The 14,080-nt window shown below is 61.8% G+C and carries 14 protein-coding genes; 1 reads left to right on the top strand and 13 read right to left on the bottom strand.

The genetic code is table 11. The annotated features are described in order from the left end of the window. Positions 1–2: 2 nt before the first annotated feature. The 13 genes from eutA to maeB form a co-directional block, all read right to left on the bottom strand. Positions 3–1,406, bottom strand: a complete 1,404-nt coding sequence (gene eutA, locus HMPREF3096_RS16350; RefSeq protein WP_032730878.1) for an ethanolamine ammonia-lyase reactivating factor EutA — start codon at positions 1,404–1,406, stop codon at positions 3–5. Then, positions 1,403–2,635 (bottom strand): ethanolamine utilization protein EutH, encoded by a 1,233-nt coding sequence (eutH, locus tag HMPREF3096_RS16345; protein WP_008803853.1) that lies wholly within the window; start codon positions 2,633–2,635, stop codon positions 1,403–1,405. Before eutH ends, eutA begins: the two co-directional genes overlap by 4 nt. Positions 2,636–2,834: 199 nt before the next feature. Next, on the bottom strand, positions 2,835–4,022 hold the full coding sequence (gene eutG, locus HMPREF3096_RS16340; protein WP_032730880.1) for an ethanolamine utilization ethanol dehydrogenase EutG: 1,188 nt from the start codon (positions 4,020–4,022) through the stop codon (positions 2,835–2,837). After that, positions 4,012–4,851, bottom strand: a complete 840-nt coding sequence (eutJ, locus tag HMPREF3096_RS16335; RefSeq protein ID WP_008803851.1) for an ethanolamine utilization protein EutJ — start codon at positions 4,849–4,851, stop codon at positions 4,012–4,014. Before eutJ ends, eutG begins: the two co-directional genes overlap by 11 nt. A 9-nt stretch (positions 4,852–4,860) precedes the next feature. Then, positions 4,861–6,264 (bottom strand): aldehyde dehydrogenase family protein, encoded by a 1,404-nt coding sequence (locus tag HMPREF3096_RS16330; RefSeq protein ID WP_008803850.1) that lies wholly within the window; start codon positions 6,262–6,264, stop codon positions 4,861–4,863. A gap of 11 nt (positions 6,265–6,275) precedes the next feature. Further along, a complete protein-coding gene (gene eutN / locus HMPREF3096_RS16325; RefSeq protein ID WP_012967466.1) occupies positions 6,276–6,563 on the bottom strand; it encodes an ethanolamine utilization microcompartment protein EutN in 288 nt (95 codons plus the stop codon). Between the two features lie 128 nt (positions 6,564–6,691). Continuing rightward, a complete protein-coding gene (gene eutM, locus HMPREF3096_RS16320) occupies positions 6,692–6,982 on the bottom strand; it encodes an ethanolamine utilization microcompartment protein EutM (protein WP_000387720.1) in 291 nt (96 codons plus the stop codon). Positions 6,983–7,020: 38 nt separating this feature from the next. Further along, complete coding sequence (gene pta, locus HMPREF3096_RS16315) at positions 7,021–8,037, bottom strand: phosphate acetyltransferase (RefSeq protein WP_012540923.1); 1,017 nt, start codon at positions 8,035–8,037, stop codon at positions 7,021–7,023. Continuing rightward, positions 8,027–8,836, bottom strand: coding sequence for an ethanolamine utilization cob(I)yrinic acid a,c-diamide adenosyltransferase EutT (eutT, locus tag HMPREF3096_RS16310; protein WP_032730881.1), 810 nt, complete (start codon positions 8,834–8,836; stop codon positions 8,027–8,029). The genes pta and eutT overlap by 11 nt, the downstream gene beginning before the upstream one ends. Continuing rightward, the gene (eutQ, locus tag HMPREF3096_RS16305) at positions 8,833–9,522 is read right to left on the bottom strand and encodes an ethanolamine utilization acetate kinase EutQ (protein WP_032730882.1); all 690 of its coding nucleotides are present in this window, start codon (positions 9,520–9,522) and stop codon (positions 8,833–8,835) included. Before eutQ ends, eutT begins: the two co-directional genes overlap by 4 nt. Beyond that, positions 9,500–9,979, bottom strand: a complete 480-nt coding sequence (gene eutP / locus HMPREF3096_RS16300; RefSeq protein WP_023340602.1) for an ethanolamine utilization acetate kinase EutP — start codon at positions 9,977–9,979, stop codon at positions 9,500–9,502. Before eutP ends, eutQ begins: the two co-directional genes overlap by 23 nt. Positions 9,980–9,991: 12 nt before the next feature. Then, positions 9,992–10,327, bottom strand: a complete 336-nt coding sequence (gene eutS, locus HMPREF3096_RS16295) for an ethanolamine utilization microcompartment protein EutS (RefSeq protein ID WP_002913729.1) — start codon at positions 10,325–10,327, stop codon at positions 9,992–9,994. A gap of 218 nt (positions 10,328–10,545) precedes the next feature. Further along, a complete protein-coding gene (gene maeB, locus HMPREF3096_RS16290) occupies positions 10,546–12,825 on the bottom strand; it encodes an NADP-dependent oxaloacetate-decarboxylating malate dehydrogenase (RefSeq protein ID WP_008803844.1) in 2,280 nt (759 codons plus the stop codon). 294 nt (positions 12,826–13,119) lie between these two features. Here maeB and tal point away from each other — a divergent pair, with 294 nt between their 5' ends. Then, positions 13,120–14,076 carry a transaldolase gene (gene tal, locus HMPREF3096_RS16285; RefSeq protein ID WP_008803843.1) on the top strand — a complete coding sequence of 319 codons (957 nt, stop codon included), beginning with the start codon at positions 13,120–13,122 and terminating at the stop codon, positions 14,074–14,076. Positions 14,077–14,080: the final 4 nt, after the last annotated feature.

The following is a 14,080-nucleotide window of genomic DNA, read 5'->3' as shown; positions in this document are numbered from 1 at the left end:
CCTCAGGAAGGAAATGCGAGTGATTTCACCGTCACCGGCACAACCGATCCGCCAAAAAGAGGCGTACCAATGTCGATATAGTCCCCCGCCCGGACGCTCACCTCATCGATGACCGCCAGCGGAAGGTGTGGAAGCTGCGGCCGCAGCAGCATGCCCAGCGCTTTGCCAAAATCCTGCTCGGCCACCAGCAGCAGCGGACGCGGATTGGGAAAGCGGGCGACAAACGCCAGCAGGGCGTCAATTACGGTCAGTAAGGTGGCGTAGCGCACCGGAAGTGAAGCGGGAAGCGCCAGCACGTAAGCGTCCGCCTCGGGGGCCAGATCGAGCTGCGTCAGCGCCTGCCGCCAGGCGTTCGGCAGATCGGCGGCCTCCTGCGGGATAGCCACCGGCAGATTGCGCAGCGGCAGTTGAACCCTCTCCAGCCAGATGGTGCTCCCGGACAGGGACAGCGTATGCGCCCCGGCGCCAATCACCGTGGCGCGCACGGTTTGCGTCGGAAACTGCACGTTCATTTCACGCAGGCGCGGATGCTCGTGCAGGGCCGTGGCCAGCAGCGGCCCGATATCGGAAAAACAGAAAGGATCGGCGGGTTGATGGCGGTAGCACTCCCCCACTCCGCCGGAAAGAGTAATCACCTCCGGCTGAACACCCGCAGGCAGTACTTCGGTTTGCATCAGCCCCTGCGCCAGCGGTGAGAGCCTGCCGTCGATCACCTCAACGATCAGCCCCGCCATCCGGCGCGCCACCTGCGCCAGCTGACCCGCAGTCAACGATAAAGCATCGGTTCCCGAGCCGAATACCGCATCGACAATCCGCTGTCCTGGCGAGTGCGCGTGGACCACGCGCCCCTGAGCGTCGGTTTCCAGCAGGCGGCCGCCGACGTTGAGGCAGGCGGTGGCGCTGAGGTTACCGGCGTCAAACAGGGCATAGTTCGAGGTACCGCCGCCAATATCGATATTAAGCACCCGGCACATCCGCTGCCGGGACAAGGTCTGCGCCCCGGCGCCGTGTCCGGCAATGACCGACTCCAGGTGCGGCCCGGCGCTGGCGACGACAAAATCGCCCAGCGACTGCGAGAGCGCCATCACCGCCGGGCGGGCATTGCGGGTTTTCGCGCTTTCACCAGTGATGATGATCGCCCCGGAGTCCACCGCTTGCGGGGCAATACCGGCGGCCCGGTACTGAGCCAGAATCAGCGCCTCAAGCTCGGCCTCTTTCAGTTCTCCCTGCTTATCAACCGGCGTAAAAAAGACCGGGCTTTGCCAGCTAATGTCGCGTTTGATGAATTCGTAGCGCGGCACCTGGGAGACCGCCGCGCGGTTCACCAGCTCGAGGCGCGAGAAGATCACCTGCGTGGTGGTGGTGCCGATATCAATACCGACGCTCAACAGCTGGCGCGTGTTCACGAGTGCGCCTCCGCTTCGGTGTTGGCAGGCGCCGGTACGTTTTCATCTTTTGGCACCAGCAGCATCGCCACGCCAATCGCGGTAACGCCGCCGACCAGCTTGCCGACGATCATCGGGAAGATCATGGCGTTCATGTTGGCCGCCGCAAAACCGAGATGGTCGCCGAGGGCGAACGCCGCTGACACTGAGAAGGCGCAGTTGATCACTTTTCCACGGGTATCCATCTGCTTCATCATGCCGAACATCGGGATATTGTTCGCGAGGGTAGCGACCATGCCGCCGGCAGCCATATTGTTGATTTTGAGCAGATTACCGACACGCATCAGCGGCTTTTCAAACCAGCGGGTCAGCAGGAGCACCATCGGGTAAGCGCCGAGCAGCACGCAGGAGATAGAGCCAATGACTTCGATGGCGCGCATCACCTCGCCGGGCTGGTCACCAGGCGCCATAAAGATCGGGTCGAGTCCTGGGATCAGCTCCCAACCGAGCAGGAACTTGATCACCGCCGCCGCCAGGCCGATGGTGATCAGCGCCACGAGGAATTTGGCGAAGATCTGGAAGCCGTTGATCATTTTTTCCGGAATGAACTTCAGCCCCAGCGCCACCAGCACGGCGACGATGATCACCGGGATCATATTCATCAGGATCAGCGCGAAGGTAAACGCTACCGGCTGGCCGTTGATCTCCACCCCGGAATACATCGCCACCAGACCGCCGGCGATACAGCCGATAGGAATAGTGACAATGCCCGCCAGCACGCCAAGCGCCAGCCAGCGGCGATCGGCAGGTTCGATAATGCCGAGCGCCACCGGAATGGAGAACACAATGGTCGGCCCCATCATGGAGCCGAGGATCAGGCCCGAGTACATCCAGGCCGCCACGTCGCCGCCCGCCAGCTCTTTGGCGAGGAAGAAACCGCCCATGTCGCACGCCAGCAGCGTGCCGGCAAACATCGACGGGTTGGCGCCGAGCATCTCATACAGCGGGATAATCACCGGACCGAGCAGATGGGCCAGCACCGGCGCCAGGGCGGTCATCCCGACCATCGCCAGGCCCAGCGCGCCCATCGCCATAAACCCTTCTTCAAACTGACCGCCGGATCCCTCAATGCTTTTCCCCAGTTTGCCGAGAAAGCGCGCCGAGCCGCCGAACTGCGACAGGATCCTGTCCACGGCGGCAATCAGCATAAAGAACATCATGATGTACATGATGATTTCGTTAATTCCCATAGCCCTTACTCCCTGTCATTTATGATTGGTAGATACTGTGAATACGGGGACATTAGCCGCACTCGGGGAACTTTCCCGGGTCGCGGCGTGAACGCCTTACCCGGGCTACGGCATAGCAGACGGCTGTGATCCTGTAGCCCGGCTAAGCGCAGCGCGAGCCGGGAAAGCCACAGCCACACGCCTCCGGGAAAATCCGCATTTATTGCGCCGCCGCGTACAGCTCGATAATCTGCTCCCGGGTGGCGGTGCGTGGATTGGTGCGCAGACAGATGTCGTCCTGTGCCGCCTGTGCCCAGGTGGCGTAATGCGCGGGCGTCGCGCCGGCATCCGACAGCCGCATCGTCAGACCGACTTCCGCAATCAGTTCGCGCACGGCGGCGATTGCCTCAAGGTCATCGGTTTTCCTGCCGGTCAGCGCCCGGCCGATCTGGCTGAAGCGCCCCCGGCACACCATACGGTTGAAGCCCATCACCGTTGGCAGCAGCATGGCGTTGGCCAGACCGTGCGGAATATGCAGCGCCGCCCCCGGCTGATGCGCCATGGCATGGCATAGCCCCAGCCCGGCGCTGGAAAACGCCATCCCCGCCATGCAGGAGGCCAGCAGCATGTTCTCCCGCGCCGCCAGATCCTGGCCGCAGCCCACCGCTTTCGGCAGCGCTTCGCCGATCATGGCTATCGCCCCCATCGCCAGACTGTTGGTAAACGGCGTGGCGTGACGGGCGCTGTAGGCCTCGACGGCGTGGGTCAGCGCATCAATCCCGGTCATCGCCGTGACAGACGGGGGAACGCCCTCAGTTAGGGCGGCGTCGAGGATCGCCACATCCGGCATCAGCGAGGCATGCGCCAGCACCTGTTTGCGTCCACTCACCGCATCGATAATCACCGTCACGTTGGTGGTTTCTGACCCGGTGCCGGCGGTGGTCGGCACCGCAATCAGCGGCAGACGTGGCTGTAATTCGCTGTGCTCCGTCATCTCCCCCAGCGTCTGCTCAGGGTTGGCGACCAGCAGCGCCACCGCTTTCGCCGCATCCAGCACCGAGCCGCCGCCGAAGGCCACCACGCCGTCGCAGCGCGCGTCCCGCAGCTGGGCGACCGCAGCGCAGACATCGGTGACGCAGGGTTCGCCGGCGGGACAGGGCCAGAGGGTCATGGCAACCCCTTTCATCGCCAGGCTACGCTCCAGCCCGGCGGTCATTCCCGCCTGATGGAGAAAACAGTCAACCATGACAAACAGATGCTTCAGGCCCCGGGCCTGCGCTTGCGGGCCGCAGGCCGCCAGCGCGCCGACGCCGTGCAGCGTCACCGGCGGAACGTTGAAGCTTTTCACTTGCTGAAGATTCAGCGTATCGAAGGCGTGGAACAGCGCCGTCTGCAGTTCAGCTTGCATAGATCCCCTCAGCTTTTTCCCTCCCGCTGTTGGCGATTGCCAGCGGGGTCATAAACAGGCTGTGCCGGGGTAAATGCACCTTCAGCGTCGGGAAACATTGGCAAAAAAGCGCCCTGACGCCCGGCTGCATGCAGGCGCCGCCTGCCAGCCACAAATCACCAATCCCTTGTCCGGTAATATGTCGGGCGACAATCTCAGCCATCTTCTCGTACACCGGTTTCACTACCGGCCAGATCTCTCCGGCATGGCGGCGCTTGTACTGCTCAGCCTCTTCCAGCCCGATGCCGCGATTCCCGGCCAGAGTCAGGGAGATATGGTGTCCGCCGGTGGCTTCATCCGCCGAATACGTCACCCTGCCCTGTTTAACGATGGCGATCCCGGTGGTGCCGCCGCCGATGTCCACCACCCCGGCATTATCGAGCTGCAGCAGATCCGCCACCGCGGTGGGCTCATCCAGCACATGACTGATCTCCAGCCCGGCGGACTCCAGGACATTGATCGAAATGCGCGGATCGGTGCCGGGCGGAAACGAGGTCGCCGCATGCGCAAAGCGGCAGCCCAGCTGCTGTTCGAGGGTCGCGAGATGACGGCGCACGAGGGTGACGGCGCCGAAGAAGTCCCAGACGATGCCGTCGCGCACCACATCGGCCCAGTCAAGACATACCGCAACCGGCTGGCCATCGCGGTCGACCACCATCGACACCACGTCGCAGGTGCCCAAATCGATGCCCAGCCACAGCGGCGACTCGCTGGCGGCGGGCGCCTGGTTACACAGGGCAGCGGCTTTTTGCAGTCTCGGCGAAAGCCAGCGTTGTTCGTCGTGCGCCATGTTCATCCCTTATACGATTCGAAACGCATCCACCAGCACGCAGCGGCGCAGACGAACGAAGGTCCGCGCGCTGGTTACCCCTTCCCCGGTTGGGGTGGTGATAGTCATGGTGGTCCAGCCCTCGCCGCCCAGCCCAAGCCCGGCGATGCACGGCCCGTTTTTGACGAAGATGCTGGTGTCGATGGCATTCGCCATCTGGTTCATGTTGTCGATGTTGCGCGAGTGCATCGCCGCCGTATGGTGGCAGCCGCCTTCCAGTTGCACCGCCAGGGCGATGGCCTCCTCGACGTTCGCCACCCGCACCACCGGCAGCACCGGCATCATCATTTCAGTCACCGCAAACGGATGGCTGGCAGGGGTTTCCACGAACAGCAGGCGGGTTTGCGCCGGCACCTGCAGGCCAATCGCCGCGGCGATTTTGCCCGCATCGCGGCCGACCCAGTCGCGGCTGACCGTGCCTTTGCCGCGCTCGTCGATATTTTTCAGCAGCAGCGGCTGGAGCTGTTCGGCCTGCGCCGCCGTGAGTTTCACCGCCTGCTGGCCTTCCATCAGGCGCATCAGTTCGTCGGCGACGCTATCGACCACGATCAGCACCTTCTCGTCGGCGCAGATGATGTTGTTATCAAACGAGGCGCCTTTGACGATCGCTTGCGCGGCGCGCGGCAGATCGGCGGTCTCATCCACCACCACCGGCGGGTTGCCGGCCCCGGCGGCAATCAGGCGTTTGTTGGTATGTTTGCGCGCCGCCTCGACCACTGCTTCGCCGCCGGTCACCACCAGCAGGCCGATACCAGGGTACTTAAACAGCCGCTGGGCGGTGTCAATATCCGGGTTCGCCACGGTCACCAGCAGGTTGGCCGGGCCGCCGGCGGCCACTACCGCCTGGTTAAGCAAGGTGATCGCCCGCTGCGAGACCTGTTTCGCCGCCGGATGGGGGGCAAAGACTACGCTGTTGCCGGCGGCAATCAGACTGATGGCGTTGTTAATCACCGTCGCCGCCGGATTGGTCGAGGGCGTGACCGAGGCCACCACGCCCCAGGGCGCGTTTTCAATCAGCGTCAGGCCGTTATCGCCGGTCAGCACCTGCGGAGTCAGACACTCCACGCCTGGCGTACCCCGTGCCTGCGCCACGTTTTTGGCAAACTTATCTTCAACGCGTCCCATGCCGGTCTCCGTCACCGCAAGCTCCGCCAGTTCACGGGCATGCTTTTCACCCGCCTCACGAATGGCCTGAATCACCTGCTGACGCATCGCCACCCGCTTTAATCCCTGCTGGGCCGCCGTTGCCGCCGCGACAGCGTCATCCAGTGAGGCAAAAACGCCCCTATCATGAACGGCGTCAGCAGGCTGACTGCTGTCTTTCATTTTCAGCAGTACCGCTTTCACTACCTGTTCAATGTCCTGTTGATTCATGATTTTTCACCCTACTTATGGAAGAGCACCTGACCATCGGCCGCAGCCTCATCCACGATGCCAATCACGCACAGATCGACCGGAGAGGCGCCATGGGCGTGCGCCTGTCGCGCCGAGCTGCCGCTGACCAGCAGCACCCACTCCCCGCATCCCGCGCCGATGTTGTCGATGGCGACCGCGCATTGCCCGTCGGGTTCGCCGCGGGCATTGAGCATCTCCACCATCAGCAGTTTGTCGTGGGCCAGCCCTTCATGGCGTACGGTGCAGACCACATATCCGGTAACAACAGCCAGCTTCATGTCCGTCTCCGCGTGTGATGTGCAGGCCGGATAAGCGCAGCGCCATCCGGCATTCATGCCTTGTCATTGCCAGATAGCGACGCGCTAGCGTCCTGTCCGACCCGGACTGTCCGGCACCCCCTCTCCCGTTAGATGTTGCTATCGCCCTTGAAGCTGATCGGGAAGACCTCTTCCAGATCGCCATGCGGGCGCGGGATGACATGTACAGAGACCAGCTCACCGATACGCTGAGCCGCCGCCGCCCCGGCATCCGTGGCGGCTTTGCACGCCGCGACATCGCCGCGCACCATGGCGGTCACCAGGCCGCCGCCGATCTGTTTCACGCCTACCAGCTTGACGCGGGCCGCTTTGACCATGGCGTCGGAGGCCTCAATCAGTGCAACCAGGCCCCGGGTTTCAATCATTCCTAATGCTTCCATTGTGTTTTCCTCTCATAAGGGGTCCTGAAGGGGACCATTCATTCAACCAGCGTGGACGAGTCGGGGATCCGGCTTGCGTCCGTCTGGCGCGGTACCGACGCCACCAGCGCCAGTTCGATAATTTCCTCTACGCTACAGCCTCGCGAGAGGTCGTGAAGCGGGGCGGCGAGGCCCTGGATCAGCGGCCCGATGGCGCGATATCCACCCAACCGCTGGGCGATTTTGTAGCCGATGTTGCCCGCCTCCAGCGATGGGAAGACCAGCACATTGGCCCGCCCCCGCAGCGGGCTGCCGGGCGCTTTGTGCGCAGCGACGTCCGGTACAAAGGCGGCGTCAAACTGCAGTTCGCCATCGACCATCAGCTGCGGCGCCCGCTGACGCACGATCTCCGTGGCCTGCTGGACGTTAGCCACACAGGGATGCCGGGCGCTGCCGTGCGTGGAGAAAGACAGCATTGCCACCCGCGGCGCTTCGCCAGCGATCGCTTGCCAGGTCTCGGCGCTGGCAATCGCGATATCCGCCAGCTGCGCCGCCGTCGGCTGCGGCACCACGCTGCAGTCGGCAAACCCCAGCGGCTGGCCGGCATACTGCGGCAGCATCAGAAACAGCGAAGAGAGCGTTTTACACCCCGGCTGCAGGCCGATAAGGCGCAGACCGGCGCGCAGCACGCTGGCGGTTGACGAGAGATTCCCGGCGATACACACCTCGGCCTCACCGCCGCTGACCATCGCCGCGGCGAACATCAGCGGGTCGGCCAGCTTGTCGACGGCGTCAGCGGGCGCTTTATCGCCGGCGCGCGCCTGCCAGGCGGCGGCAAACGCCTCGCGCATCGCCAGGTTGCTGTGCGGATCAATGATCTGCACTCCGGTCAGCGGCAGACGTTCGCCAAGGGCGAACTGCCGCAGCGCGAAGGGACTGGCGACGAGGATCGGACGCGCCAGGCCCTGCTGCTGCAGATAATGCGCCGCCTTCAGCACACGGACGTCCAGCGCATCCGGGAACACCACTCGGGCGGGGGCGCGCAGCGCCAGTTTGCGGCATTGGTCAATGATCATCTTCACCTCCCAGGTGCTGCTGCAGCTGGCTGAGGGTTGGCGGCGAATCCGTCACGCCCAGGATCATCATCACGTAGACCGCGCTGGAGAGACGGTTGAGCGCTTGCATAATATCGGCGCGCCGGACCGCAAATTGCGGCGTGATAAACACCTGCGCCGCGGTCACCTCCGCCTCGCGGACTTTGCCGCGCAGCAGATTAAGCAGCGCGACCTCGCGCCCATGGCGGGCCTCCGGCACCAGGTGATCGTGGCCCAGGAAGCGCAGCGGCTGATGGGACAGACGGTGTAACTGTCCCTCGCTGAATCCGGCTATCGACTGCGCCGCCAGCGGCTCCTCCAGCGCGTCGGCGCGCATGATGTTGCCCAGCCGCGAACGGATATCCATCAGCCACGGCTGCCAGGACTCCGCCAGTTCAATTTGCAGCCACACCGTCAGAGCGATGGTGCTGTCCAGCACCGCACGGAAGGCCAGCCGCGGATCGTTTTTCGCCACCAGGGTATCGGCCGTCAGGTGGGTCAGGGTGTCCGGCTTTTTATCCACCGGCTGGTGACAGAGCTCGCAGCAGGCCTGGGGCGGATGGTCGCGGCTGGTCAGGACATGCACCGGCTGCGGCGTCTGTTCGTCATCCTCGACAAACAGGCGCCCCTGGCGGTCGAGAAATTTGACCCGCAGATGCCGACTTTCCAGCAGCTCCCTCGCCGAGGGCGTCAGGCGAGCGTCGGCAGGAAGATGGATTTCACCGCCTTCGCTGAGCGTATGATTCGCTCTGAGCCACGCTTCGGTAATGAAATCGTTCATAGCGATTGCCAGTTTGCCGGCCAGGCGACGTACAGGAAGCGCACCGTCGACGGGGTACCGAATTCGATACTGGCGCCTTTCGGGATAAACATGACGTCCCCTGCTTTGGCAATCAGCGTTTCCCCCTGATGGCGCACATGCAGCTCGCCCTCCAGCACCATATCGATTTCGTCGTAGTTCAGCGTCCACGGGAAGAAGGCGTTCTCCCACTGCATAAATCCGGCGGCCATGCTGCTGCCATCCTGGTCGGTCACCAGGTCCGTTAAGCCGACGCAGTGCGGCTGGGCGCCGTCGAAGCGGCCAAACTTCACGCTGCTGCCGTCGATCACTTTGATGCCGCCTTTGCCGGTCACGGAGTCAAATCCTGGCTGCATCGCCTCCTGCTCCAGGGACTGCTTCTCCTTCATCACCTTTTCCATCAGCTGCGCCACCAGGCTTTCGGTAAACTGGCCTTCCGGCAACTGCGCCAGGATGGTTTCGCGGATCCGCTGGCTTTCCGTTTTGTCGCTGTTCGCCGCTGTCGCCGCCGGCGCGGCGCCATCATCCTCGGTGATAGTGAATCCCAGCAGCTCGGCGACTTCGCGCGCTTCCGGGGTGATAATGCTGGCGCGCAGAACAACTGACATCGCCTGTTCGCCGCGCGCGTGGGCGGCACGAATATCGTTAGCGGTAATGAGTTTCTTCACCTGGCCCTTCCTCCTTTTGGCTGAGCTCACTCAAATAATTTTCCAGCGACGCGACGCTTTGCGGATCGCAACCGTTGAGGGCGAAAACCGGCGCCTGAAACCCCATCCCGTCCAGCAGCTGCCGCACCGCGGCGACGTTGGCATCCGGCAGATCCGTTTTGCTGATCGCCACGATAAGGTGCTTTCGGCTGCCAATATCCAGTAACCCGGGAGGCAGGCGACTTTCGGTATCATTGGCCGCATGGACATAAATCAGGGTGTCCACATCCTGCAGGGTGGTAATTAAGGCGTGATACCAGCGAGGATGGCTGAAATATTCCCCGGGTGTATCGATGTCGCCACGATCGTTAAATTCCAGCGCCTGCGTTTTTCTGGCGAGGGAATAATTTCCCTGCAGGGCATTAAATAATGTGGTTTTTCCTGCACCGACGGTGCCGACAATGGCAATACGCTTCATGGTCGCTCTCAATTAACTTTTCGTTAATTCGCACAAGGTATAATTTAATAAGCGGCCTAACCCGCCGATGGTCTGCAGGAGCGCCTCCTCCACCGCGCCGACCGAACCGTAGATCACCAGCGCGCCGCTAAACCGGTCGAGAAAACCGATGTGCACATCGGCGGCCTTCATCGCCAGATCGCCGGCGATCATCGCTGTTTCCCCCGGTGTCAGCGTCATAATGCCGATCGCGCCGGATTCGGGTACGCCGATCTTTTTCGCCAGCTCCGCTCCCGGGTGGGCAATCAGATGCGCCAGCGTGACCTGTTTGCCTGGTACGAATTCCTGAATAATGCGTTCTTTATCCATGACTGATTGCCCCCCTGAAATCTGTCCTCATGGTGACGGTATTTCAGCGCGGCAAATAACAAATTTCGGCAAGTGGGGTTAAAAGGTGAAGTGGATCACTCAGGAGAGAAAATAATAATGCGGCGGAATTAAAAAGGCAGGCTCAGCGTTTTTACTCGCCGGCCTGCCTGATATTGTGCGCGGAAAACTCTCCGCGCGTTAATGGGAAAAAAACGAGATTACAGCGGTTCGGTTTGCGCTTCGACAACCGCCAGCGCCACCATATTCACAATGCGGCGTACGGAGGCGATCGGCGTCAGAATATGCACCGGCTTCGCCACCCCCATCAGCACTGGCCCGACGGTCACCCCTTCCGAACTGGAGACACGCAGCAGGTTATAGCTGATCCGGGCGGCTTCCATATTCGGCATCACCAGAATATTGGCCGATCCCTTCAGCGGGCTGTCCGGCATGCGGTCGTTGCGGATGCTTTCCACCAGCGCGGCGTCGCCATGCATTTCGCCATCGATCATCAGCTCCGGGGCGCTCGCCTTCACCAGTTCAAGGGTTTTGCGCATCTTGCTGGCTGACGGGCAGTCGGCGGAACCAAAGTTGGAGTGCGACAGCAATGCCACCCGCGGCTCAATACCGAAGCGACGCACGCTTTCCGCCGCCATCAGGGTGATCTCCGCCAGCTCTTCCGGGGAGGGATCGTGATTGACATAGGTGTCGGCGATAAAGGTGTTGCCGCTCGGCAGCAGCAGCGCATTCATCGCCCCGGCGGTGCTGACGCCGTCGCGATAGCCAAACAGCGGCTGCACCACGCGGTAGTGGTCGTGGTACTCGCCGATAGTCCCGCAGATCATCGCATCCGCTTCACCGCGATGAACCATGATGGCGCCAATCACCGTGGTGTTGCTAATCACCGCCCGCTGCGCCTGCTCCTGGGTAATGCCGCGGCGCTTCATCAGCTGGTAGTACTCGCTCCAGTACTCTTTAAACCGCGGGTCGGATTCATTATTGACGATCTCAAAGTCAACGCCGGCCTTGATCTGCAGACCCAGCTTCTGGATGCGCATTTCAATCACGCTAGGGCGCCCCACCAGAATCGGTTTGGCCAGCCCCAGCGACACCAGCTCCTGAGTGGCGTGCAGCACCCGGGTCTCCTCCCCTTCCGCCAACACCACGCGCTTCGGCTCTTTGCGCGCCTGAGAGAAGATAGGCTTCATAAACAGGTTGGTTTTATAGACGAACTCGCTCAGCTTCTCGATATAGGCGTCAAAATCAGCGATGGGGCGCGTTGCCACGCCGGAATCCATTGCCGCCTTCGCCACCGCAGGGGCAATCTTGACGATCAGCCGCGGGTCGAACGGTTTCGGAATGATGTAGTCCGGACCAAAGCTTAAATCCTGATCGCCATAGGCGGAGGCCACCACTTCGCTCTGCTCAGCATGGGCCAGCTCGGCAATGGCGTGCACCGCCGCCAGCTTCATCTCTTCGTTGATCGCCGTCGCGCCGACGTCCAGCGCGCCGCGGAAGATGAACGGGAAGCAGAGCACATTGTTGACCTGGTTAGGGTAGTCGGAGCGACCGGTACAGATGATGGCGTCATCGCGGACCTGCTTCGCCAGCGGCGGCAGAATTTCCGGCTCCGGGTTGGCCAGGGCAAGGATCAGCGGCGCGCGCGCCATCTTCTTCACCATCTCCGGAGTCAGCACTTTCGGGCCAGAGCAGCCGAGGAAAATGTCGGCGCCGTCGATCACATCATCAAGCGTACGTTTGCCGTCGTCTTCCACTGCGTAGGCGGCTTTGGTTTCCGCCATGTTCGGTTCACGGTCTTTATAGATGACGCCTTTCGAATCGCAGACCACGATGTTGTGCTTTTGCATCCCCAGCGCCACCAGCAGGTTCATGCAGGCGATCGCCGCCGCGCCCGCGCCGGAGACCACCATCCGCACGTCGGACAGATTCTTCTCGACGACGCGCAGACCGTTGAGGATCGCCGCGGTGCTGATGATCGCCGTGCCATGCTGATCGTCATGGAAAACCGGAATATTCATCCGCTCGCGCAGCTGCTGCTCGATGTAGAAACACTCCGGCGCTTTAATATCTTCCAGGTTGATACCGCCGAAGGTCGGCTCGAGGGCGGCGACGACGTTAATGAATTTGTCCGGATCCAGCTCATCGACTTCGATATCAAACACATCGATGCCGGCGAATTTCTTAAACAGGACGCCTTTGCCCTCCATCACCGGCTTGCCGGCCAGCGCGCCGATATTCCCCAGCCCCAGCACCGCGGTGCCGTTGGAGACGACCGCCACCAGGTTGCCGCGGGCAGTGTATTTGTAGGCGGCCAGCGGATCTTTTTCGATTTCCAGACAGGGGGCCGCGACGCCCGGCGAGTAGGCCAGCGCCAAATCGCGCTGGGTGGCGAGAGGTTTGGTCGGCGAGACCTGGATTTTTCCGGGAACCGGAAATTCGTGGAAGTCGAGGGCGCTCTGTTTTAACTGCTCATCCATTTTCTATTCCTTTCTTTCACGTATCGTTCGTAGGGGAAAAGCGTGATGACCATCCTGTCGTTCACCTTTCAGTGGCAGACAGTATCCCTCCTGGCGGGGCGATAAACTTTGAACACCGCCAAACTCTGGCCATCGCTATGATCTGGTTGTTATCAATTTATAGCGGTTATGTTACCCGGATTCGCCGCCAATAATAGCCCCGTCTGCTATGCTTTTTGGTTATGTACCTCATCACTATTTATACCGCATACCGGCAAGCACTCATGTAACACCTTGTTCCAGGAGGACTTATCTATGAATCAGCTAGACAGCATCAAGCAGTTCACCACCGTGGTCGCCGACAGCGGCGACATCGAATCCATTCGCCACTATCATCCGGAAGATGCCACCACTAACCCCTCCCTGCTGCTGAAGGCCGCCGGCCTGGCGTCCTATAGCGGACTCATTGACGACGCCATCGCCTGGGCGAAAAAGCAAGGAGGCGGCCGTGAAGCGCAGGTGACTCACGCCTGCGATAAGCTGGCGGTCAATTTTGGCGCGGAGATCCTCAAAAGCATTCCGGGCCGGGTCTCCACCGAGGTGGACGCCCGGCTCTCCTTCAACCGGGAGAAGAGCATCGAGAAGGCGCGCCATCTGGTGGCGCTGTATCAGGAGATGGGCATTGATAAGTCGCGGATCCTGATCAAACTGGCATCCACCTGGGAGGGGATCCGCGCCGCCGAGACGCTGGAAAAAGAAGGCATCCACTGCAACCTGACGCTGCTGTTTTCCTTCGCCCAGGCCCGGGCCTGCGCCGAAGCCGGGGTCTATCTGATCTCCCCTTTCGTCGGGCGTATTTATGACTGGTATCAGGCGCGTAAGCCGCTGGATCCTTACGTGGTGGAGGAAGATCCGGGGGTGAAATCGGTGCGCAATATCTATGACTACTTCAAACAGCATAAATACACCACCATCGTGATGGGCGCCAGCTTCCGCCGCACCGAACAGATCCTCGCCCTGGTCGGCTGCGACCGGCTGACCATCGCCCCGCCCTTGTTAAAAGAGCTGCAGGCCAGCGACGCCCCGGTGGTGCGCAAACTGATCCCTGCCAGCCAGATCCTGCCGCGCCCGGTGCCGCTCAGCGAGGCGGAGTTCCGCTGGGAACATAATCAGGACCCGATGGCGGTCGAAAAGCTGGCGGAGGGGATCCGCCTGTTCGCCGTCGATCAGCGCAAACTGGAAGATCTGCTTGCCGCCAAACTGTCACTTTAGTCTC

The organism is Klebsiella sp. HMSC25G12, from assembly GCF_001807705.1.
In the GTDB taxonomy this organism is placed as follows: Bacteria; Pseudomonadota; Gammaproteobacteria; order Enterobacterales; family Enterobacteriaceae; genus Klebsiella; species Klebsiella variicola.
The sequence above is the reverse complement of the archived record's forward strand: the minus strand, read 5'-3'. Positions and strand labels throughout refer to the sequence as shown.

Excerpts from the sequence above, each read along its gene's own strand:
- eutH (WP_008803853.1), bottom strand. The coding sequence starts at position 2,635 with ATGGGAATTAACGAAATCATCATGTACATCATGATGTTCTTTATGCTG.
- eutG (WP_032730880.1), bottom strand. The coding sequence starts at position 4,022 with ATGCAAGCTGAACTGCAGACGGCGCTGTTCCACGCCTTCGATACGCTG.
- eutJ (WP_008803851.1), bottom strand. The coding sequence starts at position 4,851 with ATGGCGCACGACGAACAACGCTGGCTTTCGCCGAGACTGCAAAAAGCC.
- HMPREF3096_RS16330 (WP_008803850.1), bottom strand. The coding sequence starts at position 6,264 with ATGAATCAACAGGACATTGAACAGGTAGTGAAAGCGGTACTGCTGAAA.
- eutN (WP_012967466.1), bottom strand. The coding sequence starts at position 6,563 with ATGAAGCTGGCTGTTGTTACCGGATATGTGGTCTGCACCGTACGCCAT.
- eutM (WP_000387720.1), bottom strand. The coding sequence starts at position 6,982 with ATGGAAGCATTAGGAATGATTGAAACCCGGGGCCTGGTTGCACTGATT.
- pta (WP_012540923.1), bottom strand. The coding sequence starts at position 8,037 with ATGATCATTGACCAATGCCGCAAACTGGCGCTGCGCGCCCCCGCCCGA.
- eutT (WP_032730881.1), bottom strand. The coding sequence starts at position 8,836 with ATGAACGATTTCATTACCGAAGCGTGGCTCAGAGCGAATCATACGCTC.
- eutP (WP_023340602.1), bottom strand. The coding sequence starts at position 9,979 with ATGAAGCGTATTGCCATTGTCGGCACCGTCGGTGCAGGAAAAACCACA.
- eutS (WP_002913729.1), bottom strand. The coding sequence starts at position 10,327 with ATGGATAAAGAACGCATTATTCAGGAATTCGTACCAGGCAAACAGGTC.
- maeB (WP_008803844.1), bottom strand. The coding sequence starts at position 12,825 with ATGGATGAGCAGTTAAAACAGAGCGCCCTCGACTTCCACGAATTTCCG.
- tal (WP_008803843.1), top strand. The coding sequence starts at position 13,120 with ATGAATCAGCTAGACAGCATCAAGCAGTTCACCACCGTGGTCGCCGAC.